Origin of the sequence: Paracoccus sediminis (assembly GCF_900188295.1) — a bacterium.
Lineage (GTDB): Bacteria > Pseudomonadota > Alphaproteobacteria > Rhodobacterales > Rhodobacteraceae > Paracoccus > Paracoccus sediminis.
The window spans coordinates 64,918-87,296 of record NZ_FZNM01000009.1 but is presented as its reverse complement, the minus strand read 5'-3'; the positions used below and the strand labels follow the sequence as shown (position 1 = coordinate 87,296).

Sequence of the window (22,379 nt, the reverse complement as noted above, 5' to 3'; positions counted from 1 at the left end):
TCGTTCCTTACTGCCAGAAGCCGAAGCCTGCGGAGATGTCCGCGTCCGCGTCTCGCATCCTCTGCTGGGTGTCAGCTTCCTGACGCCGGATTGCCGCTGCATCGCCGGATGCCGCCGCGCCCTCTGCCGCCCGCTTGTCACGAGCCGCTTGCCGACCCCGTTCAAGGTCCGCTTCGGTGATCGTGTAGGCCAGCGGAACGCGCCGCGACTTCGACCACACGGTCCAGCTTCCGCCCGAGGGGGTGGGAACCAGATAGAGGTCCGACGCGTCCTCGTCGTCCAGCACCTCGGCCTCCTTCACCTCCTCGAAGAGGGTGGCGAGACGGGCCTCGGCAAGGGGCTTGAAGTCGGACGGGGTGCGCCCGTTCGTGACCATCAGCATCCCGTTGACGGACGTTGTGGAGGTCTTGAGCCACTCCTCCGTCCGCTGCTTGATGACAGCCTCGGGGAGGTTCATGCGGGAGAGTTGTTCGACCTTCGACCGGACCAGGGCATAGTTGGCCCCGCCCGTGTCAACGGAGGTGAACCAGCCGCCACCCAGGGCATCGTTCAGGACTTGTCCCGACATCTTGTCCCGGTCCTCGTCCTTCATCCGGTAGCGGTTCTTCTCGTGCTCGGGCTTGGCCTGCCAGAGGGACGCAGCGACAGCCGCACGATCCGGGGGAAGCCGCGTGACGTTTCGCTCGATCTCGTAGGCGTCCAGGAACTCCCGCGCTTGGGGGTTCGAGACGATCCCTTCGGCGTATGCGGGGTTGGCCGCCCGGACCTGGAGATAGAGCTCTGCCACGTCCTGGGCCTGCTGGGACGGAGCGCCTCCCTTCGCGAGAGCATCGGGGGCCACCATCGCGGCGATCCCGTTGAACTGCATCTGCCATGCGCTGTTATCCAGGGCGTTCGCTGCGTAGAAGGAAACGCGGTCGCGGTTGACGATCCGGTCAGCATCGGCCTCGGAGGTGCCCTCCTGGATCAGCATCGCCCGCTTGTCCTGGAGCGCCTGTTCCTTCCGGGCAATCGCCGTGTCGATGATCTGCTTCTTGGAGACGGTCGTGGTGCCTTCTCCGCTCTTACTGACCACCTCGACATCCCGGATGTTCGTCACCCCGGCGTAGGTCTCTAGCTCGTGCGTTGCCGCCGCCACCACCGCCGCCGTCTGGCGCTCGTTGGCCTGCTTGTAGCCAAGCTCCTGCTGCTCTCTTGCAGCCCGTGCCTGGGCCTGCGCCCGGTTGGCGTCCGACTGCCTGACAGCCGTGGCGGCCCCCTTGGCAGACAGCGCCCCCTTGGCGATCAGGGGCTCGGCATCGGCCTGGGTGAAGGTGCCGTCAGCGACCTTTCGGTTCAACCCGTCATAGATCGCAAAGTTTTCCCGCTCCAGCACTTCCGTCTGACGGTTGCGGGCCACGTCCATGAGCCTCGTGGTCTTGTCCGAGATGCCCGCGATCCGCGACAGGGCCGGTATGGTCTCCCCACCGGCACCCTTACGCTCCCCGTTGACGAGGGCGTCAACAAGATCGACATCGCCCCGGTTCGCTGCCTCTTGGGCAATCGCCAGGATCGTCTCGTTCTGCTCCTGACCGCTCAGCCCCAGGAAAGTCCGGTTGCTGGCCGACCTCTCCAGGACCAGCGCCGCCGTCTCCGCCGCCGTTCTCCCGTTGGCCTGGGCGTCGTCAATGGTGTTGCGGAAGCTGTCCACGATGGCCGAGTTGACCTTGACCTTGGCGTCCGAGACCTTGATCTCCGTTACCTTGTCTAGCCAGCCCTGCCGGAAGGTGCCCATGCCGCGCGTGAAGGCGGCACGGGAGATGTCGGTGGGGAGCGCCTGAGCGTGGCGGGTGATGATCTCGTCAATTTCGGCCTGAGCATCCCCGCTCTGGTAATCAAAGCCGGTGTTGAAATATTCGGCGATCTCAGCGCGGGTATCGCTTACTGCCTTCTCACCTAGCAAGAGATGGGCCGCATCCTCCCGGACACGGCGACCGTCGGTTTCGCCGTTGTGGAGGGCGGCCTCCAATTCTTCCTTACTCATCTGCTGAGCGCGGGCGATCCATTCCCGGTTGGCGAGGCTTTCGGGGTTTTCCTTGATGGCAAGATCGACCTCGGCATAGCGCCGGAGCGAGCCGTTCAGGCTTCCTAGCGCCGATGCCAGGGCCTTCGCATTCCCCCCGGTGTCCTGCTGCGGGGGCCGTAGCGCGGCCTGCTGCGGGGTAGGGGAGACCTGGACCTTGACCGGCGTGGCCGGAGCGATGTTCTTTCCTGATCCGAACAGACCTGCCATCAGGTGGCCCTCCGGCGGCGATGGGCATTGTCGGTGGCAATTTTCATGATTTTGATCCTTATCTTTGGGTGGCGTTAGGCCATGCGTTTCCAATCTGCTGAGAAGGCAGCAGGCGGGGATGGTGGGAATTGTCGGGTGGGGGTGCCGACTTACGGCGGTTCAGAAGGCTTCGGCCTTCCGAGAAGAGCGATTAGGCAGCGAAGGGGGACAGCGGGCGGCAGGAGACGGGCGCGGAGCCGCAACGGGCCTCGTCCAGTCTGATCGCAGCCCATTGCATCATTTGGTGAGCAGACGTGTCGGCCCCCCTCCGGCTGCCTTCAAGCATCGCGTGAGCCGCCATCACGGCATATTCGGCAGAATGGCGGAGGGCACGGACGGCGCGGGCAGTCTCTGCGCTGACATAGGAGGCGGTTGCGTCCATCAGCATCACGTCGAGAAGATCAACAAGAGGATCGCCTGACAGAGGATGGCGGCGGCGTTTGTGGGGCATGAGGGGTGTTCCTTAAGGGTGGCTGACGGGCTAGGCATGAGTCAGCGCCGTATCCTCGTCAACGGATTTTCCCAGCCGGCGCAGCTAGTTATAGAGTCTATCGACCAGTTTTAATCTACGCGGATGCTGATCCTGGTGGCGGCTGCTGGGAAAGATTTGTGGTCTACAGACTCCCACCCTTTTACTTCACGTTCCTGTGATCGGGAGGCGAAGCGGCTGCATGATCTGCGCGAAGTATTCTTCCGCCCATCGCAGATGGACGGCCACCTCTGGATCGCTCGCAGGGAAGCCTCGGAACATGGAACGCTGCGCCGCGATCAAATTGCCGATGCACCGGCACAGCGCATAGTCTAGCGGGCGGCTGTCGCAGAGCGCGGGGGCTGGAGCGTCGTTGGAGGAGAGGGTGGGAAGGGCGCTAGGAAGGTGGACAGGGGCGTTCATAGGTGTTCCTCTGGGGTTGGATGGGCGATCCTTACGCCCTGTCCAGAATGCACCGCAAGAGAAATTTTACAGATATATCAGTAGTTTGCTCCCTATAGGGGACTACATTTCCAGGAAAATACCCGTAAGTCTTTGATGGGACTCGTTGGCGGTGCTCCCTACAGGGGACTGCATCCCTATGAAAATAATTCTGCGGGGGAAAAGAAGACATGCGCGTGAAACTCCCCACCCCGTTCCATCGAGGGGGGAGAGCTTAGACCTACTCCATTGGGTTGTTTCGGTCACAACGGCATCCGCCGGTCTAATGCGCTGGCCCCGTGTCGTGGGTTAGACGCGATGGATCGGCCACCCGCACCCGCCCCCGTGACGAGGGAAAAAGCTGTTGATCTGGGGAACAGAGAAAACGGCACCGACAGCCGGTCCCCTCCCGATGGACAGGACGGTGGCGTCAGGTGCTATTCATGGGGGTGCACGACATCGCCCGCCGTTTGGCGGGTTGATAGAAGCGCGGGGTTTATGATCCATGCGCCCGAAGGAGGCCGTGGATCGGGGATCAATCTTGAGGCTTGCGCCCCGGCGGCATCTTACCGAACCTCCCTTTCGGGCTTCGGTCTGGTCATTAAGCGATCTCGCGGTGCTCAGAGAGCAGAGGGTGCGAGACACGCGGCAGTTTTACTCCACATAACCGCCCCGTATATCGTCCGTGTTGGCCGCGTCAAGCGAAAACTAGGAGCGATGGTTCTTTTGGGCAGCTTGCTCATACATCGCCAAGACTCGCCTTGCGACTCGGGCATGTGCCCTCTGCTGGGCCCTGATCCAGAGGTATCCCACGAGCCCGCAGCCAACGCCCATGAGGCCCACCGTGCGGCTCCCTGGGTAGACTGAGGGGTCGATGCCATGAAGGCCCAGGACGATAACGGCAGCCATCGCGCCGCCGAAGAGGCCGCAGGCTGTTGCAAGGGCTGTGGACGTGGCGGGGTAGGGATGCCGTCTTTCAGCTACCTGCCCCGCGTCGTCCCATTGTTCCCGCGTAGGGATAAACTTGCCGCTCTTCATAGAAGTGCCCTCGACTGCTAGTGGCTTGATCCTGCAACACTAAGGACGGCCTGCTAAGAGAAATTGCTGGTTAAGACGCTAATACAGCAGGGGCAATCTCCTTTGCGAGCCGTGCCAGGGTGGATCGCGAGCATCCCGTGGCCTTGGTGATGCTGTTCCAGCTTTGGCCCTTGCGCAGCATGTCCTTGATCGCCCCGTTGCGTTCCTGATCGGCCGGACGGCCCCGGTAGACCCCGTTGGCCTTGGCCGTCTCGATCCCCTGCCGTTGCCGCCTGCGCCGATCCTCGTAGTCCTTGCGGGCAATCGCCGCGAGCATGTCCAGCATCATGCCGTTGATCGCGTCCAGCATCCGCGCCGTGAAGTCATTCCCGCCCGTCTGCATCAACTGATAAGAGGTCGGAAGGTCTAAGGCGACCACACGGACCCTCTTTGCCGCGATCTCGGCCTTGAGGCGGGACCAATCGGCAGCGTTGAGGCGGCTGAGGCGGTCCACCTGTTCTACCAGCAGCACGTCGCCCGGCTGGCAGTCGGACAGAAGGCGGAACAACTCGGGGCGTTCCAGCTTGGCCCCGCTTTCGTTCTCCGTGTAGCGGGCGGCGATGGGGACGCCCCGGTCACTGGCGAAGCGTTCGAGGTCGGCACGGGCGCGGTCAGCGTCCTGGTCCTTGGTGGAAGCCCGGAGATAGGCGCGGATGAACATGGCGGAAACCCCATCGGTTCGGTTTGGATGGTTCTCTTATCTTCGGTTCGCTATGGGTTGTCAATGGGTATTTATCGAACCATTCGCAAGCCGGTTCGCTTGAAGCATACCCAGAAGAACCACCCTGCGGAGGGCCCTGGGCGCGGAGGCGATACGCGGGAGCAACAACCGTGCGGGGGCACGGGGGGTGTGCGTGGGTCAACCCTGTCGAGGCTGGCCCTTCACATTTTTGAGGAAAAAATGCACGGAATTTCTGGTGCGAATGTGGGGCGTTACGCGGTAGGCAAAAAAGTTCCTAGGATGACCTTGAAAGATTGGTTAGCGCGTCCCAAGTGATTTTGTATCGGGACCGAAAGGGTTTCGCAGTTACGTGTTTCTACTGTCAAGGCATGTCGCGATGTCCAGGCAATGCGCGAGTTTCACAATTCGGGCTCCTCGTGCCAGATATCGGTCCGGCATACCGGCATTGCGGCAATACCAGATTGCCAGCACGACCACAGTATACACGGCCACGTCGAAAGATAGCGCACCCCACAAAACGGCGGGGGCGGAGATGCTAAGGGCAAGTGCGTTGGCCCAATGCTCCGTCTCCACTTGGGACCGCCTATGACGACCTTCGACTTCAGTTCGTCAGACCTCAAGAATTATCCCCACTTTGATAGTCCGATCTCTCTTCGCGAGATCAGGAAGCTAGTCACCTGCAAGACGCGGGTCGCCTCGAACACTTTCTTCCCGTTCATGCGATACGAGGAAGGGTGGCAACCATACAGGGAAAAGGGTGCCGCCAAGCCGGACAGGAAGTCCCGTCCCATTCGCTACGGCGCAAGGCGTGACGCTTACATCTTCACTCACTACCGAAGGCAGCTCTCAAAGCTGTATGAAGAACGGCTCGTGACCCTTGGAATTTCTGACTGTCCTATCGCCTACAGGAAGATACGCAAGCCCGGACAGAGCGGCGGTAAATGCAATATTGATTTCGCGAAGGATGCTTTCAATGAGATTGACAGAATAGGCAATTGTGTCGCTATCGCTCTGGACATCTCCAAGTTCTTTGAGCATCTGGACCACGCTAGGATCAAGGAAATTTGGTGCGACTTGCTCGGAGTGGCGCGACTACCTGAAGATCATTTTGCTGTATTCAAGAATGTGACCGATTATCGGTTCGTGGACCAGCGTGAGGTTTATCGGAGGCTTGGGTTTTTTGGTCCCAAGGTCGTCAATGGTAAATCGATTGAAGGTTTTCTACAGCCTTTTGAAGATATCCCGAAGAAACTGTGCACCATGCAAGAGTTTCGGCAAAAAATTTGTGGCTATGGTGGCGTCTACACGTCTTTGATCCAGAAGAACCAAGGCTGTTATGGCATACCGCAAGGCTCCCCCATTTCAGACCTTATTGCGAACTTCTACTTGATAGATTTTGATTTATCGCTTGCAAATTACGCTCGGTCTCTGGGTGGCTGCTACATGCGTTACTCAGATGACATTCTTCTTATCCTACCGGGAGGGGAAGCCGCCGCCAGCGCCGCCGCTGACTTTGCCGTTCAGGAAATCACCAAGCAGGGAAACAAGCTCCGAATCAAGAATGAGAAAACCTGTATTGTTCAATATGAGCGGGACGGCCAAAAACTGCGGTTCAAGCATTTGAGTGGCCCTCAGGGGAGCGGTGGTCTGGAGTATTTGGGCTTTCGTTACGATGGTCGGAAGGTCTACATAAGAGAGTCAACGGTATCTCGCCTTTATAGAAAGATATCGTCGGCTATTAACCAGGCTGCGCATCGACATGCAGAGAAAAACCCTAGCCTCCCTGCTGCCGACTTGATTAAGACCGATTCCCTGCTGCTTAGTCGTTTCATGCGGCAAAAGAAGGAAAAGTTAACTGATGACCATAGAACCTGGACGTTCTACAGTTATATTCTTAGAGCATCTAGTGTGTTTGGAGTGAAAGGTGATCGGATCTTCAAACAAGTAGACTCGTTTGAGGCGATAATGCGCAGGCGTGTTGCTGCCGCCTTGGTGAGGGCAGTATCAAGGCGCAAGCCGACTGCCCCATGACAGTGCACACTTACCTTACACACAGCACTTGCAAGCCACCAAAATTTCTGTAATAAAATCAACATACAGTTAAGTTTGACGCCGAATTCAATCCTCTCTCACAGCACCATCTTCTCAGACATCCTATCGCGCCTGTGGATTGCGCATTCGCCCGTCGCAGGCTAGAGCGCGCCCCATGACAAACCGTCCCGATCTTCCCGCCGAAATCGCCCGACGCCGGACTTTTGCGATCATTTCGCATCCCGACGCGGGCAAGACCACGCTGACCGAAAAGTTCCTGCTGTATGGCGGCGCCATCCAGATGGCCGGGCAGGTGCGCGCCAAGGGCGAGGCGCGGCGCACGCGGTCGGATTTCATGAAGATGGAGCAGGATCGCGGGATTTCCGTCAGCGCATCGGCGATGTCGTTCGATTTCGACGGCTATCGTTTCAACCTGGTGGACACGCCGGGCCACAGCGACTTTTCCGAGGATACCTATCGCACGCTGACCGCCGTGGATGCGGCGATCATGGTCATCGACGGGGCCAAGGGCGTCGAATCGCAGACGCGAAAGCTGTTCGAGGTCTGCCGCCTGCGCGACCTGCCGATTCTGACCTTTTGCAACAAGATGGACCGCGAATCCCGCGACACCTTCGAGATCATCGACGAGATCCAGGAGAACCTGGCCATCGACGTGGCCCCGGCATCCTGGCCCATCGGGGTGGGGCGTGACTTCATCGGCTGCTACGACATGCTGCACGACCGGCTGGAACTGATGGACCGCGCCGACCGCAACAAGGTGGCGGAATCGGTCAAGATGCAGGGGCTGGACGATCCGCGCCTGGCCGATCACGTTCCCGCCGACCTGCTTTCGAGGCTGCGCGAGGAGGTCGAGATGGCGCGCGAGCTGCTGCCCGCCTTCGACCGTCCGTCGTTCCTGGAGGGCCATATGACGCCGATCTGGTTCGGCAGCGCGATCAACAGTTTCGGCGTGCAAGAACTGATGAAGGGCATCAGCGAATACGGCCCGCCGCCGCAGCCGCAGAACGCCGCCGACCGGGAAATCGCGCCCGAGGAAACGCCTGTGACCGGCTTTGTCTTCAAGGTGCAGGCCAACATGGACCCCAAGCACCGCGACCGCGTGGCCTTTGTGCGGCTGGCCAGCGGCCATTTCGAACGCGGCATGAAGCTGACCCATGTGCGGTCGAAGAAACCGATGGCGGTGACGAATCCGGTGCTGTTCCTGGCCGCCGACCGCGAACTGGCGGACGAGGCCTGGGCGGGCGACATCATCGGCATCCCGAACCACGGCCAGCTGCGGATCGGCGACGCGTTGACCGAAGGCGAGGCGCTGCGGTTCACCGGCATTCCGTCCTTCGCGCCCGAACTTCTGCAATCGGTGCGCGCCACCGATCCGATGAAGGCCAAACATCTGGAAAAGGCGCTGATGCAGTTCGCCGAGGAAGGCGCGGCCAAGGTCTTCAAGCCGATGATCGGGTCAGGCTTCATCGTGGGCGTCGTCGGCGCCTTGCAGTTCGAGGTGCTGGCCAGCCGAATCGCGATCGAATACGGCATCCCGGTCCGGTTCGAAGGATCCCAGTTCACGTCCGCCCGCTGGGTGGCGGGGCCAAAAGACAAGGTGGACGCCTTCGCGAACGCCAACAAGGGCCATATCGCCCAGGATCACGACGGCGACATGGTTTATCTGACCCGCCTGCAATGGGACATCGACCGCGTTCAGCGCGATCATCCCGACTTGCGGCTGACGGCGACAAAGGAAATGATGGCCTAGGGCTGTTTCCGGGATCGCGGGCTATTTCCGCCAGCGATCCAGTTGCACGACCTCTCCTCCGCCCGGAGGGTTTTCGTCGGGGCCGTCGCCGTTGCCATCCTCGGCATCGTCGTCGTCATCGTCGGAATCATGCGTTTCGAAGCGCAGGCCGAATTCGACCGAGGGATCGACAAAGCTGCGCAGGGCGTCGAACGGAATGCGCAGCGGTTCGGGCGAATTGCCGAAGTTCAGCGTCACGGTGAAACCTTCGTCGTCCACCGTCAGGTTGTCGAACCAGTGCTGGATGACGATCGTCATCTCCTCGGCATAGCGTTCGCGAAGCCAGTCGGCCATCTCGACGCCGGGTTCGCGCGTGTCGAAGGTGATGAAGAAGTGGTGATCGCCCGGCAGTCCGTGATCGGCGACGCGTTCCAGGACATCGGCAATAAGCCCCTGCAACGCGCTGCGCATCATTCCGCCATAATCAATTCCCGATCGCGCCATGCCTGTCCCTTTCGGATTCCGGGCCAGCATAGGCATATGACCAGTATTGAAAAGGGGGACGGCCCGCACGGATGCAAGAAACCCACGCTGCCCGATCGGCCGTCGCAACGGCCACAGGCAGACAGGGAACGAAAGCAAATGAAAATGCAGGATTCTGTTGCCAGGCTCCTGCGGGCCCCGCCTTACGCTGCTAGGCGCAAGGGCTTAGGTTTCGATCTTGCGGACTGCTTACGCAGCCAGCGCGACCGGAGCACGGTTGTCGTTGGCAACTGTACATTTTGCACCGATGACGGTGGTGGCTCACCGAGACAAAGCAAACATCTTTAGACGTTCGTCGATCCTGTTTCGACCCCCTGGCCCCCCAACGAGGGTGATCTGGTGGAGTCGCCGGGTACCGCCCCCGGGTCCGATCCGCTTATTCCATGCGCGTTTATGTCCATAGCCCGGCTTGCGCCGAACGATACGAATATAGGACGGGGTTGCTCGGTCCGCAAGGCTGTCCTGATCCAGGCCCCTTGTGCCAGCAAAGTTGGTCGCCGCAATCCCTGACGAAAATGTCGATGACCACCCGCAAGGCTGTCCCGGCAGCAAACCTTGCCGCCTCCGCCGTGCTTTCCGTGCAGGAAGCCCCGCCCGCCGGGTCGATTCCGTAACGGGCGAAATGGGTCGCCACGATGGAATCCAGACGCGGCGGACAATGCCGGACCCCGTTTTTCTGTCAGATCGTCCGACCCCATGGGCCATGGGGATCGGCCAGACCATCCAGCCGCTGGAACCCGTGGGCGCCAAAGAAATCGCGTTGCGCCTGGATCATGTTCGCCGTGCCGCGCCCCGTCCGCATCAGGTCGAACCACATCAGCCCGGATGCAAGCGCGGGCAGGGCATGGCCATGGGCCGTGCCTTGGGCCACCACCTGCCGCAGGCCGGGCAAGGCGGTTTCGATCAGGTCCGCAAAGAAAGGGGCCAGGATCAGGTTTCGGGCCGGATTCTCGGCCAGCGCGGCGGCCATGTCGTTCAGCATCGCCGACCGGATGATGCAGCCTGCCCGCCAGACGCGCGCGATCCGGGGCAGATCCAGGGACCACCCGAAACGCTGCGCCGCCGCCGCGATCATCGCGAAGCCCTGCGCATAGCACAGGATCTTGCCCGCGATCAGTGCCTGTTCCAGCGTGTCCGGGGCCAGGTCGCAGGGTTGCGGCGCCGGGCCGAAACGGGCCTCGCCCGCCAGCCGCTCGCCCAGACGGGCCGAAACGTTGCGGGCCATCACCGCGGCCTCGATCACCGGGATCGGGGCCGCAAGGTGCTGCGCCTCGACGGCGGTCCATCGGCCGGTGCCTTTCTGACCCGCGCGGTCCAGGATCATGTCGATCATCGGCCTGCCGGTGCGGGGATCGGCAGCCGCTGTGATTTGGGCCGAGATTTCGATCAGATAGGACTTCAGCGGGCCGTCGTTCCAGCCGGTGAACAGGTCCGAGATGGCCGCGGCATCCATGCCCATCCCGTCGCGCATCAGGCCATAGGTTTCGGCGATCATCTGCATGTCGGCATATTCGATGCCATTGTGGACCATCTTGACAAAATGGCCCGCGCCCGCCTGGCCCATCCAGGCCGCGCACGGGGTGCCGTCATCGGCACGCGCGGCGATGGCGGTCATCACAGGGGCCACCCGGTCCCAGTCGGCGCGGTCGCCCCCGGCCATGATCGCCGGGCCGTGGCGGGCACCTTCCTCCCCTCCTGAAATGCCCATGCCCAGAAACCGGAACGGCAGGCCGGCGGCCATGCGGCGGTCGGTGTCGTGGAAATCGGCGTTGCCCGCATCGCACACCAGATCGTCCCGATCCAGATACGGCGCCAGGGCCGCAAGCTGGTCGTCCACCGGTTGACCCGCCGGGATCATCAGGATGATCGCGCGCGGCGGTGCGATGGCAGCAACCAGGTCGGCAAGCGTCTGCGCGGGAACGATCCTGTCGGCCAGCATGCCAGCCTGGGCGACCACCTTTGCCGTCACCTGGGCAGTGCGGTTCCAGATGGCGATGGGAAAGCCCCTTTCGGCGATGTTCAGCGCCAGGGCCGTTCCCATTGTGCCCAGTCCGATCAACCCGATCCGTGGCCGTTCCATGGCGCCGCCTTTCCAAGCCCCCGTTCCGGCCTGTCTATGCCAAGAGGGCAGCGTTTGTCACGGCGGCTTGGGGGCCGGTGTCCGGTACCCCGATCAAAGTTTGCAGCCCGGTCGCGACATGGACGCGCTTGCCGGGCGCGATCCCCCAGACGTCCATCTGACAGACCGTCAGCGTGCGGCCGGGTTTCAGCACGCGGCCCACGGCCTCCAGCCAGACGCCTTGCGCGGGATTGACGAGGTTCAGCTTGAATTCGACGGTCAGAACGGATTGGCCCTGCGGCAGCAAGGTGTTGCCGGCATAGCCGCCCGCCGAATCGGCGATCGAGGCCGTGCTGCCCGCGTGAAAGTAGCCAAGCTGCTGGGTCAGTTCCGGGCGGAAGGGCAGGCGGATCGTGACCAGCCCGGCCTTGACCTGGGCCAGTTCGGCCCCCAGCAGCCGCATCAGTCCCTGGCGGGCAAAGCTGTCGCCGATGCGCTGCACCGTTTCCTGCGGCAGGTCGTGGCCGATATCCATCTGTTTCTCCGTTATCACAAGGTCAGCAGGGCGGCGCGAAAGCCGGGGTCGGACAAGACGACCTCGGCCGCGCCGATCCGGTCGGCATGGGCCAATGCGGCGGCTGTCAGGCCCTGCGCCGATTCGACGGCCTGGGTCAGGGCGCGGCCCCTGGCCAACCCCGCCACGATCAGGGCCGCGAACAGATCGCCGGCGCCTGGCAGGGCCACGGGCAGCCGGGGTATCGGATGACGCGACAGGCCATGCGGCCCGGCGATCACGCTTTCAAGATGTCCCGGCGGGCTGTCGGCCAGCACACAGCCTGTGGCGATCAGCGTGCCGCCATCGGCCAGTCGCAGGGCGGCGGCGGCGGCGGCAAGGTCAGGCAGCGTGGCCATGGCCCGTCCGCTCAGATAGGCCGCCTCGAACGAATTCGGCGTGGCAAGATCGGCCAGCGGCAACAGCCGGTCGCGCAGGATCCCCGCCAGAGCGGCGGGCACATACAGCCCCGGCTCGTGATCGCCCATCACCGGATCGCACAGGTATCGCAGGCCGGGATTGGCGGCCTTGGCGCGCCCGACGAAATCCGCGATCATTCCTGCCACCTCGACCGATCCGATATAGCCCGTCACCAGCCACGACGCCCGCTGGGGCAAGCCGCGTTCCCAGGCCCCCGCCAGCAGATCGGCGAACAGGTCCGGGGGCAGGGGGGCGCCTCGCAGGGTGGGATGGCCGGGCTGGTTCGAAAAGATCACCGTGGGGATCGCCGCGACCTCCAGCCCCGCCGCCTGCATCGGAAAAACGGCGGCAGAATTGCCGACATGGCCGAAGACGACCTGGCTCTGGATCGAGATGACCAGCGGGGGTGGTGCCATGCTCATGGACGGTCCCATTGCCGGGGGCACGTGGCCCGGCATCCCCGATGCCGATGACTGTCGGCCAGCCTGACCTGGGCTGCGACGGGTGCTGTCCGTGCGTTCGGCGGGGGCATCGGCATAACGGTTCGGATGTAAACTTTGGACCGTTATCAACCGACTGGCACGCGTTCGGCAATCGTCCATTTCCCGCCCCTTGATTGGGCGCAGGGCGCAGGTTACGTTTGCCCTAACTTGATATCGGAGGGCGTGTTGACATGACGCCCAAGCGTCCCGCGGGTGCGGACGCGTTCCCGAAACCTGCGGTAGAGCCGTCCGTCGCCCGCCAACCCGAGGAGGGGGCACTTTATGCGGCCCTCGACTTGGGCACGAATTCATGCCGGATGCTGATTGCCCGACCGAAGGGCAGTCAGTTCCAGGTCATCGACAGCTTCTCCAAGCCCGTTCAGCTTGGTCAGGGGCTGGAAGCGTCTGGGCGTCTGTCGCGCAGTTCGATGGCGCGGACGGTCCATGCCTTGCAGGTCTGCCGGCGCAAGCTGGAACAGCATCGCGTCCGCAACATGCGCCTGGTCGCGACCGAGGCGTGCCGGCGCGCAAGAAACAGCCGCGATCTTCTGCGCACCATCCGCCGCGAAACCGGCCTGCCCATCGAAATCATCGGCGCCGAAGAAGAAGCGCGACTGGCCGTGATTTCCTGCGCGCCGCTGGTCAGCCACAAGACCGAAACCCTGATGGTCGTGGACATCGGCGGCGGATCGACCGAACTGGTCTGGATCGACCTGGAGGACGTGGAGCCCAAGGAACGCCCGCGCGCGATCATGCGGTTGTCGGACGGGTTCGGCAATCCGCAGCCGGGTGGCGCGCGCGTCGTCGACTGGATCAGCGTGCCCCTGGGCGTGGCGACCCTGCGCGACCAATTCGCCGATGTCGAGGACGACCAGGGCCGTTTCGCCCTGATGAGCTGGTATTTCGAGGAGATGCTGGCGGGCTTTACCCCTTATGCCGAAGGGTCGCCGGACGAGGGGTTCCAGATCATCGGCACCTCGGGCACCGTCACGACCGTCGCGGCCAGCTTTCTGGGGCTGCGCCGCTATGACCGGACCAAGGTGGACGGTCTGGAAATGACCAGCGGGCAGATCGACCGGGTAATCCATTCCTATTTGCAGCTTGGTCCCGACGGGCGGCGGGCCGATCCGCGCATCGGACGGGAACGCCATGCGCTTATCATGTCAGGCGCGGCGATCCTGCAAACCCTGATGCGAATCTGGCCCACCAGCAGGCTGTCGGTGGCCGATCGCGGCCTGCGCGAGGGGTTGCTTTACGCCCAGATGGTGCGCGATGGCGTGCTGGAGGCCGAAGGACTGAACGGAGTGGCGTGACATGACAAAGGCACCGAACAGCCGCGAAGGCAAATCCAGCGGGCGCGGGCAACGCGACCTGCGGGTGCGGGTCAAGACCGCCAAGGGGCGCAAGCTGTCCAGCAAGCTGTGGCTGGAACGGCAGTTGAACGATCCTTATGTCGTGCGGGCCAAGCGCGAGGGGTATCGGGGGCGCGCGGCCTTCAAGATCCTGGAACTGGACGACAAGTACCGGTTTCTGGTTCCAGGCGCGCGGGTGGTCGATCTGGGCTGCGCGCCCGGCGGCTGGTGCCAGGTGGCTGTCGGCCGCGTCAACGCCCTGGGCGAAAAATCGGGCAAGGCCGTGGGCAAGGTTCTGGGCATCGATCTGCAAGAGGTCGATCCCATTGCCGGGGCGGACATCCATCAGCTCGATTTCCTGTCCGACGGCGCGGATGGACGGGTCAAGGACTGGCTGGGCGGTCCCGCCGACGTGGTGATGTCCGACATGGCCGCCGCGTCATCAGGCCACAAGGGCACCGATCACCTGCGCATCGTGGCCCTGGTCGAGGCGGCGGCGGCCTTTGCCTTCGATGTCCTCGAACCCGGCGGAACATTTGTCGCCAAGGTGCTGGCAGGAGGGGCGGAAACAGAGATGCAGGCCATGCTCAAGCGGAACTTCGACAAGGTGGCGAACGTCAAGCCGCCCGCCAGCCGCAGCGATTCGTCCGAGAAATTCGTGGTTGCCACCGGATTTCGCGGCCGGCACGCCGTTGATCTGGACGACGATCAGCCGGGCTGAGCGCGAAAGGCCTGGGGTGAGCGTCCTGTCGCAGCGGCAAAGGCGCGGTTGAAATGGGCATGGCTGGAATAGCCAAGCCGGCAGGCAATGTTGTGGATCGGTCGTTCGGTATTCCGCAGCAGATCCTTGGCGCAATCCAGTTGCAGATCGTGGATCAGATCGACCGCGCGCTTGCTATGAGCCTGACGGCAGGCCTGATCCAGTGTCAAGGTCGTGCAGCCCAGTTCGGCAGCCAGTTCGGCCACGGACCGATATTCGCCAAGCCCTTGGCGGGCAAGGGCGAGGAAACGGTCAAGCAACGGTTGGTCGGACGCCATCGCCTGGGGCGCATCGTCGGAACGAGCCGGGGCAAGCTGGCGCAGCCGCAGCGACAGCAGATTGACCAGGCAGGCGGTCATGGCCGGGTCGGGATTTGGCCCTTCGACGGCAAGCTGGTGAAGCGTCGCTTCCATTTGCGGGGCATTGTTCCCGACATGCGTGGCCAATCCACGTTCGGGCAAGGGCGGCGTCGCCCCGTAGGCAAGCCGCGCCGGGATCAGGACTGCAAGGCCTTGCGCCCCGTTGTCCGCAAGGGCTGAAAACGCCGTGCCCGCCGGGATGTGACGCAGGTCGCCGGCGATCAGCCACAGGGAGGCGCGTGGAAAGTCCAGCCGCACCCTGCCGTTCGTCACCCAGATCAGCACATGGTCGGGACGGGTTCGCGGTTGCTGCGGCACAGCCCGGCTGCCCCACGTAAAGGCATGAACGGGCAGCAGGCGAACGGCGTTCTCATCCGCGATGGACCGCCGTGCCTGCCGGGTCTGCGAGGTGTGGCGTCCAAGGCGCAGGGGGTCCGGCTTGACCGGAAAGCCGTCTGGATGTCGTGGATATTGGAACATCGACATGATCCGCTGATACAAAAGATCAATAAGCGGATTATTGCCGATAAAGGCTTTTGGCTCAATCCGAATTTCCGGTTCGATCAATCTTTACGGATATTTCCGAATCCGCTGCCACCCTGTGCCAATCCTTCATCCGCCCCCGGAACCAGGCTCGCTGCGACTTGGCGTATTGGCGCGTCGCGATGATGGCCCGTTCGGTCGCGGTGGGCAGGTCGATCTCTTGCTTCAGATGCGCCATCAGATCGGGGGCGCCGATGGCACGGGTCCATTGCTGCGCCGGATCCCAGACGGGCATCATCGCGCGGACCTCGTCCAAGGCGCCGTGCTGCCTCATCCGATGAAAGCGTCGGGCGATCCGGTCGGCCAGCCAGTCGCGGTCGGCGGTGAGGACGATGCGTTGGGCGTCGTCCGGCCCGATCAGCGGAGGGGGGGTGTCGGCCTGCCATTCGGCCAGCCCGCGCCCTGTGGTTGTCAGAACCTCCCACGCGCGCTGGACACGGGCCGGATTGCGCGTGTCGATGCGGGCGCGGGTAGCGGCGTCAAGATCGGCCGCCATCCGGGCAAGGCCGTCGCCTTCGGCCAGTCGGGCATCGCCCGCCGCCCGGATGTCGGGCGGGGTCTGTGGCACATAGGCCAGTCCCTGCGTCAGCGCCGTCAGATACAATCCGGTCCCGCCCACCACGATCAGCCGCCGGTTCATCAGCCCGGCCACGTCGCGCAGCCAGTCGCCGACAGAGTAGACCACGCCGGGGGCGACATGGCCGTAAAGCGCATGGGGCGCCGACGCCTCGTCTTCGGGCGACGGACGGGCGGTCAGCACCCGCCAGCAGGACCAGACTTGCAGCGCATCGGCGTTCACGATCAATCCGCCCTGCGCGCGGGCGACGGCCAGCGCCAGCGCCGATTTGCCGCTGGCCGTCGGACCGGCGATCAGCAGGTGGCGCGCGGGATCGATCCGATTCAGGCAGGTCACGGAAGGGCGGCTTTCGGGCGGTTGAACACCGCCGCCTTTTGCGACATTTTGCGCGGCGATGAAAGCGACCGGCGCTGATACGAAGGAATCGACATGACCGATCTTGGGGGCGCGGCGCCCGCGCAATACGGCAGGGTGATGCTGAAGATCTCGGGCGAGGCGCTGATGGGCGATCAGGGCTATGGCCTGCATCCCCCGACCGTCGCGCGCATTGCCAACGAGGTCGAATCGGTCCAGGCGATGGGCGTCGAGGTCTGCATGGTGATCGGCGGCGGCAACATCTTCCGGGGCCTGCAAGGCAGCGCGCAGGGAATGGAACGGACAACCGCCGATTACATGGGCATGCTGGCCACCGTGATGAACGCCCTGGCCATGCAGTCGGCGCTGGAGGCAAAGGGCCTGCATTGCCGCGTCATCAGCGCCATCCGCATGGACGAGGTGTGCGAACCCTACATCCGCCGCCGCGCCATCCGGCATCTGGAAAAGAAGCGCATCGTGATCTTTGCCGCAGGCACGGGAAACCCGTATTTCACCACCGACACGGCCGCCACCCTGCGCGCGAACGAGATGAACTGCGAGGCGATCTTCAAGGGCACGAAGGTCGATGGCGTCTATGACAGGGATCCGAAAAAGCACGCCGATGCCAAACGTTACGGCGAAGTCAGCTATGACGAGGTGCTGCAAAAGCATCTGGGCGTGATGGATGCGTCGGCGATTGCGCTGGCCCGCGACAACCGCCTGCCGATCATCGTCTTTTCGTTGGACGAGCCGGGCGGGTTCCGCGGTATCCTCGAAGGCCGTGGCACCTATACGCGGGTCCACAACTAGCCCCCGGCGGCAGCGGACGGACGACCGGCAGACGCTTGCGCATGGGCGGGGCAAAGACTTTGCCAAGCCTGCGCAATGCAGTTACAAGCAGACAAAATTCAAAGGCAAAGGCAGTCCGGCATGGCAGAGGACATCGAAATCGACATCGACGATCTGGAACGGCGGATGAAGGGCGCGATGGAAAGTCTCCGCCACGAATTCGGCAGCCTGCGGACCGGCCGCGCCTCGGCGTCCATGGTGGAACCCGTGCAGGTCGAGGCTTATGGACAGATGACGCCGATCAACCAGCTGGGCACGGTCAACGTCCCCGAACCGCGCATGGTCACGATCAACGTCTGGGACAAGGCCATGGTCGGCAAGGTGGAAAAAGCCATCCGGGAATCCGGCCTGGGTATCAACCCGCAGTTGAACGGCACGATCATCATGCTGCCGATCCCCGAATTGAACGAGGAACGCCGCCGCGAACTGACCAAGGTTGCCGCCCAGTATGCCGAGAGCGCGCGCGTCGCGATCCGCAACGTGCGCCGCGACGGCATGGATCAGATCAAGAAGGGCAAGACAAACGGAATGCCCGAGGACGACCAGAAGTTTTGGGAAACCGCCGTGCAGGAATTGACCGACAAGATGATTGCCCATGTCGATCAGGCGCTTGAAGGCAAGCAAGCCGAAATCATGCAGGTCTGAGGGAACGACATGGCCGCTGAAACCGCACCGCTGCTGACTTCGGGCGGGGTCGATCAGCGGCCCCGGCATGTCGCGATCATCATGGATGGCAACGGCCGCTGGGCGGCCGATCGGGGCTGGCCCCGTCTGGTGGGCCACCGCCGGGGGGCCGAACGGGTCAAGCAGATCGTCCGCGCCTGCCCGGATCTGGGCGTGAACTGGCTGACCATCTATGCCTTTTCCACCGAGAACTGGAAGCGCACGACCGAGGAAGTCCTGGGTCTGATGAAGATCTTCCGCCGTTACATCCAGTACGAGGCCGAGGGCATGGCCGCCGAGGGCGTGCGCCTGCGTTTCATCGGCGGGCGCGACCGGCTGGACGACAAGCTGCGCGCCCTGATGTCGTCGATCGAGGCGCGGACCGCGGGCAATACCCGGCTGAACCTGACGGTGGCGATCAATTACGGCGGGCGGGACGAACTGACCCGCGCCTCGGCCCGGCTGGCGCAAAAGATCGTGCGCGGCGAAATCTCTCAGCCGACCGAAGCGGACCTGACGGCCTGCCTGGATACGGCGGGCCATCCCGATCCCGATCTGGTGATCCGCACCTCGGGCGAAACACGCATCTCGAATTTCCTGCCCTGGCAGGCGGCGTACGCGGAATACGAATTCACGCCGACCTTGTGGCCCGACTTCACCCCCGACCATCTAGCTCAAATCCTGGACCGCTTTGGACTGCGTGAACGGCGGTTCGGGGGCGTATGAGCAGGGCGCGCGCCAAGGCGCTCAAGCCTCCGCCCGGCCGATGGGCCGATCTGTCGCGCCGGGTCGCCTCGACCCTGGTGCTGCTGGGGATCGGCGTGATGCTGGCGGTCGCCACCGGGATCTGGCTGCGGCTGGCGATGGCCCTGATCTCGGCCGTGACGTTCTGGGAACTGGCGGCGATGACGGGCTGGCGCAATCCGCGCCTGCATCCCGGCATCTTTGGCGCATGGCGACCCTTTGCGCTGGCGATCATCGCCTTCATGTCGCAAGTCGTGGCCACGATGTTCGGTCATCCGCTGGCGATCCTGGCGCTGATGTTTCCCCTGGTCGCGGGCATCCCCGGCGCGGCGACGCGCGACCGCTGGACCTATGCGATCTTTGGTCTGGCGATCATGCTGGTCGCCTATGGGCTGGTCGGGTTCCGCGAGGCGTATGGCCTGAATTTCGTATTGTGGCTGATGGGCATTGTCATCGTGTCCGACACGGCGGGATATTTCTTTGGCCGCATCCTTGGCGGGCCAAAGTTCTGGCCCTCGCTCAGCCCCAAGAAGACCTGGTCCGGCACCGTGGCGGGCTGGATCGGCGCGTTTCTTCTGGGATTGGTCCTGTGGTGGATGGGACGGGCGGACGGATCGCTGGTCTGGAGTTCGCCGCTGGTCTGCCTTGCCGGGCAGATGGGCGACATTGCCGAAAGCTGGCTGAAACGCCGGGCGGGGGTCAAGGACAGCTCGAACCTGATCCCCGGCCATGGCGGGTTCATGGACCGTTTCGATGCTGTGACGGGGGCCGTTCTGGCCGCGATGCTGATCGGGCTTCTGACGGCGCTGCCGGTGGTGCACTGACCCATGCGGCGTATTTCGATCTTTGGGGCCACCGGGTCGGTCGGGGTGAACGGCGTCGATCTGATCCGCCGGGCAGGCGGCCCCGCGGTCTATCGCACCGTCGCGCTGACGGGCGGGCGCAACATTGCGCGGCTGGCGCAGATGGCCCGCGACCTGCAAGCCGAAATTGCGGTGACGGCGCATCCCGAACTGCTGGGCGACCTGCGCGCGGCCTTGGCAGGCAGCGGCGTTCAGTCCGCGGCGGGACCGTTGGCCCTGATCGAGGCGGCAGAGCGGCCTGCCGACTGGGTTCTCTCCGCCATCGTCGGTGCTGCCGGACTGGCGCCGGGACTGACGACGCTGGCTCAAGGGGGGGTGCTGGCCCTCGCCAACAAGGAGTCGCTGGTTTGCGCGGGGCCGTTGCTGCATGGCGCGGCCAAGGCCAGCGGCGCGACGATCCTGCCGGTCGATTCGGAACATTCCGCAATTTTTCAGTCTCTTGGCAATGACAACCTGGAAACCGTCAAGGATGTGACCATTACCGCATCCGGCGGCGCGTTCCGGGATTGGCCCCTGGAGCGGCTGGCGGTGGCCACCGTGGCCGAAGCCTCCACCCATCCCAACTGGGCAATGGGCCAGCGGATCACCATCGACAGCGCCAGCATGTTCAACAAGGCGATGGAAGTCATCGAGGCAAAGGAGTTCTTCGGCCTCCGATCCGATCAGATCAAGGTACTGGTCCATCCCGAATCCATCGTTCACGCCATGGTGAGCCATATCGATGGCGGCACCATCGCCCATCTGGGCGCGCCCGACATGCGCCATGCCATAGGATTCGCGCTGCATTGGCCGGACCGCGCGCCGCTGCCCGTGGCGCCGCTGGATCTGGCGACCCTGGGCAGCCTGACCTTTCGTGCTCCGGATGAAAACCGCTGGCCCGCCCTTCGTCTTGCCCGAGAGGTGCTGGCGGCGGGGGGTATGGCGGGCGCGGTGTTCAATGCGGCCAAGGAACAGGCGCTTGACGATTTCATCGCAGGCCGGATCGGCTTCATGCAGATGGCGGCTCGCGTGGAAATGACCTTGCAGGCCCTGTCGGGCCAGGCGGGTTTCGGTGATAATCCCCCGGACCTGGACACGGTTCTGCACTGGGACCGCGAAGCACGCAAGAAAGCCGCCGCATGACCGACCTGATCCCGCAATTCGGCGGCACGCTGTGGACCATGGCGACGTTCGTCGTGGCCTTGGCGGTGATCGTCACCGTCCATGAATTCGGCCATTACTATATCGGCAAGCTTTCGGGCATCCGGGCCGAGGTGTTTTCGGTCGGGTTCGGACCCCGGCTCGTCTCGTGTCGCGACCGCCGGGGCACCTTATGGCAGGTGGCAGCGATCCCTCTGGGCGGCTATGTGCGCTTTCTGGGCGATGCCAATGCCGCCAGCGCCGGGCCGGGCCGGGCGGTGGACCCGGCGCTGCACCGCCAGACGCTGACCGGGGCGCCGCTGTGGGCGCGGTTCGCGACGCTGCTGGCCGGGCCGGTGTTCAATTTCGTGCTGTCGATCCTGATCTTTGGCGGCTTCGCGCTGTTCGGCGGCCTGCCGACCGAAGAACCGCGGGTCGGCGTCATCGCCGAGGCGCCTTCAGGGGTCGTCAACGATTTGCGGCCCGGCGACCGGATCGTCGCTCTTGGCGATACGCCGGTGGAATCCTGGCGCGACATCGGCCGGATCGCCGAAACCCTGCCCGTGGCCGACCATCAGAACTGGCGCGTCCGACGCGATGGCGCCGAACTGACCGTGCGCGGTCCCGATCCAATGCCTGCCCGGATCAGCGGGGTCGCACCGCGCGGGGCTGCCGCCGATGCCGGATTGCGCGCGGGCGACGTGGTTCTGGCCATCGACGCCCAACCCATCAGCCGCTTTGCCCAGATGCGCCAGGCAGTCGAGGCGGCAGACGGCAAGCCCCTGACCCTGCAAGTCTGGCGTCCGGGCGAGGGCGTGGCGGATTACACGCTGGTCCCCAAGATGCAGGATCTGCCGGCAGAGGGAGGCGGATACGAACGCCGCTGGCTGATCGGCGTGACTGGCGGCGAAAGTTTCTTCGCGCCCGCCACCCGGCAAGCCGGGCCGCTGGAATCGTTGTGGCTGGGGGTTGCGCAGACCTGGGGAATCGTGGCGTCGTCCCTGTCGGGGATGTGGGCCATGATCTCGGGCCAGATCGACAGCTGCAATCTGGGCGGCGCCATCAGCATTGCCGAAAGCACCGGCCAGGCGGCCAGTGCGGGGGGCGGCAATTTCCTGTGGTGGATCGCGGTCCTGTCGGCGGCCATCGGGTTCCTGAATCTGCTGCCGATCCCGGTTCTGGATGGCGGGCACCTGATGTTTTACACCTATGAGGCCGTGATCGGCCGCCCGCCGTCCGACCGGGCGCTGAGCCTGTTGACCGGGATCGGCATGGCGGCGGTCCTGTCGCTGATGATTTTCGGGCTCACCAACGATCTTTTCTGCCCCTAGGCCATGATGCGGTTTTGACAGGCAGTCCCGGTTGGGGCTAGAGAATT

Annotated in this window: 18 protein-coding genes and 1 other RNA gene; 10 read left to right on the top strand and 9 right to left on the bottom strand. The window is 63.7% G+C overall.

Translation table 11 applies throughout. From position 1 onward, the window contains the following. Positions 1–7: 7 nt before the first annotated feature. Both CHB77_RS12790 and CHB77_RS12770 read right to left on the bottom strand, forming a co-directional pair. A complete protein-coding gene (locus tag CHB77_RS12790; protein ID WP_089388611.1) occupies positions 8–2,272 on the bottom strand; it encodes a hypothetical protein in 2,265 nt (754 codons plus the stop codon). A gap of 2,057 nt (positions 2,273–4,329) precedes the next feature. Then, entirely contained in the window at positions 4,330–4,959 is a 630-nt protein-coding gene (locus CHB77_RS12770) for a recombinase family protein (RefSeq protein WP_089388607.1), read from the bottom strand. A gap of 606 nt (positions 4,960–5,565) precedes the next feature. On the opposite strand from CHB77_RS12770, the gene CHB77_RS12765 reads away from it, so the two are divergent. Both CHB77_RS12765 and CHB77_RS12760 read left to right on the top strand, forming a co-directional pair. Next, positions 5,566–7,011, top strand: a complete 1,446-nt coding sequence (locus CHB77_RS12765; protein ID WP_165456266.1) for a reverse transcriptase domain-containing protein — start codon at positions 5,566–5,568, stop codon at positions 7,009–7,011. Positions 7,012–7,186: 175 nt separating this feature from the next. Beyond that, positions 7,187–8,782, top strand: coding sequence for a peptide chain release factor 3 (locus CHB77_RS12760; protein WP_089388605.1), 1,596 nt, complete (start codon positions 7,187–7,189; stop codon positions 8,780–8,782). Positions 8,783–8,803: 21 nt separating this feature from the next. Here the strand turns inward: CHB77_RS12760 and CHB77_RS12755 are convergent, their stop codons facing one another. From CHB77_RS12755 to pdxY, 5 genes are all read right to left on the bottom strand, one after another. Then, a complete protein-coding gene (locus CHB77_RS12755) occupies positions 8,804–9,265 on the bottom strand; it encodes an SspB family protein (protein WP_089388604.1) in 462 nt (153 codons plus the stop codon). Positions 9,266–9,408: 143 nt separating this feature from the next. Continuing rightward, positions 9,409–9,763, bottom strand: a transfer-messenger RNA (tmRNA) gene (gene ssrA / locus CHB77_RS12750). A 220-nt stretch (positions 9,764–9,983) separates the two neighbouring features. Next, a complete protein-coding gene (gndA, locus tag CHB77_RS12745) occupies positions 9,984–11,384 on the bottom strand; it encodes an NADP-dependent phosphogluconate dehydrogenase (protein ID WP_089388603.1) in 1,401 nt (466 codons plus the stop codon). 34 nt (positions 11,385–11,418) lie between these two features. Further along, entirely contained in the window at positions 11,419–11,898 is a 480-nt protein-coding gene (locus tag CHB77_RS12740) for a PaaI family thioesterase (RefSeq protein ID WP_089388602.1), read from the bottom strand. A 14-nt stretch (positions 11,899–11,912) separates the two neighbouring features. Continuing rightward, complete coding sequence (gene pdxY / locus CHB77_RS12735) at positions 11,913–12,758, bottom strand: pyridoxal kinase (RefSeq protein ID WP_423212894.1); 846 nt, start codon at positions 12,756–12,758, stop codon at positions 11,913–11,915. Between the two features lie 251 nt (positions 12,759–13,009). Here pdxY and CHB77_RS12730 point away from each other — a divergent pair, with 251 nt between their 5' ends. Then, complete coding sequence (locus CHB77_RS12730; protein ID WP_089388601.1) at positions 13,010–14,131, top strand: Ppx/GppA phosphatase family protein; 1,122 nt, start codon at positions 13,010–13,012, stop codon at positions 14,129–14,131. Position 14,132: 1 nt separating this feature from the next. Then, positions 14,133–14,891, top strand: a complete 759-nt coding sequence (locus tag CHB77_RS12725) for an RlmE family RNA methyltransferase (RefSeq protein ID WP_089388600.1) — start codon at positions 14,133–14,135, stop codon at positions 14,889–14,891. Here CHB77_RS12725 and CHB77_RS12720 read toward each other — a convergent pair. Then, positions 14,879–15,769 (bottom strand): helix-turn-helix transcriptional regulator, encoded by an 891-nt coding sequence (locus CHB77_RS12720; RefSeq protein WP_165456265.1) that lies wholly within the window; start codon positions 15,767–15,769, stop codon positions 14,879–14,881. The two genes, CHB77_RS12725 and CHB77_RS12720, sit on opposite strands and share 13 nt — an antisense overlap. Before the next feature lie 61 nt (positions 15,770–15,830). Next, on the bottom strand, positions 15,831–16,745 hold the full coding sequence (gene miaA, locus CHB77_RS12715) for a tRNA (adenosine(37)-N6)-dimethylallyltransferase MiaA (protein ID WP_242626625.1): 915 nt from the start codon (positions 16,743–16,745) through the stop codon (positions 15,831–15,833). A gap of 93 nt (positions 16,746–16,838) precedes the next feature. Here miaA and pyrH point away from each other — a divergent pair, with 93 nt between their 5' ends. The 6 genes from pyrH to rseP all read left to right on the top strand — a co-directional run bounded on the left by pyrH (position 16,839) and on the right by rseP (position 22,332). Next, entirely contained in the window at positions 16,839–17,573 is a 735-nt protein-coding gene (gene pyrH, locus CHB77_RS12710) for a UMP kinase (RefSeq protein WP_089388598.1), read from the top strand. 120 nt (positions 17,574–17,693) lie between these two features. Beyond that, positions 17,694–18,257, top strand: coding sequence for a ribosome recycling factor (gene frr, locus CHB77_RS12705; protein ID WP_089388597.1), 564 nt, complete (start codon positions 17,694–17,696; stop codon positions 18,255–18,257). 9 nt (positions 18,258–18,266) lie between these two features. Beyond that, positions 18,267–19,001, top strand: a complete 735-nt coding sequence (gene uppS, locus CHB77_RS12700; protein ID WP_089388596.1) for a polyprenyl diphosphate synthase — start codon at positions 18,267–18,269, stop codon at positions 18,999–19,001. Beyond that, positions 18,998–19,843, top strand: coding sequence for a phosphatidate cytidylyltransferase (locus tag CHB77_RS12695; protein ID WP_089388595.1), 846 nt, complete (start codon positions 18,998–19,000; stop codon positions 19,841–19,843). The genes uppS and CHB77_RS12695 overlap by 4 nt, the downstream gene beginning before the upstream one ends. 3 nt (positions 19,844–19,846) lie before the next feature. Next, the gene (gene dxr / locus CHB77_RS12690) at positions 19,847–21,004 is read left to right on the top strand and encodes a 1-deoxy-D-xylulose-5-phosphate reductoisomerase (protein ID WP_089388594.1); all 1,158 of its coding nucleotides are present in this window, start codon (positions 19,847–19,849) and stop codon (positions 21,002–21,004) included. Continuing rightward, on the top strand, positions 21,001–22,332 hold the full coding sequence (gene rseP / locus CHB77_RS12685; protein WP_089388593.1) for an RIP metalloprotease RseP: 1,332 nt from the start codon (positions 21,001–21,003) through the stop codon (positions 22,330–22,332). The genes dxr and rseP overlap by 4 nt, the downstream gene beginning before the upstream one ends. Positions 22,333–22,379 lie beyond the last annotated feature (47 nt).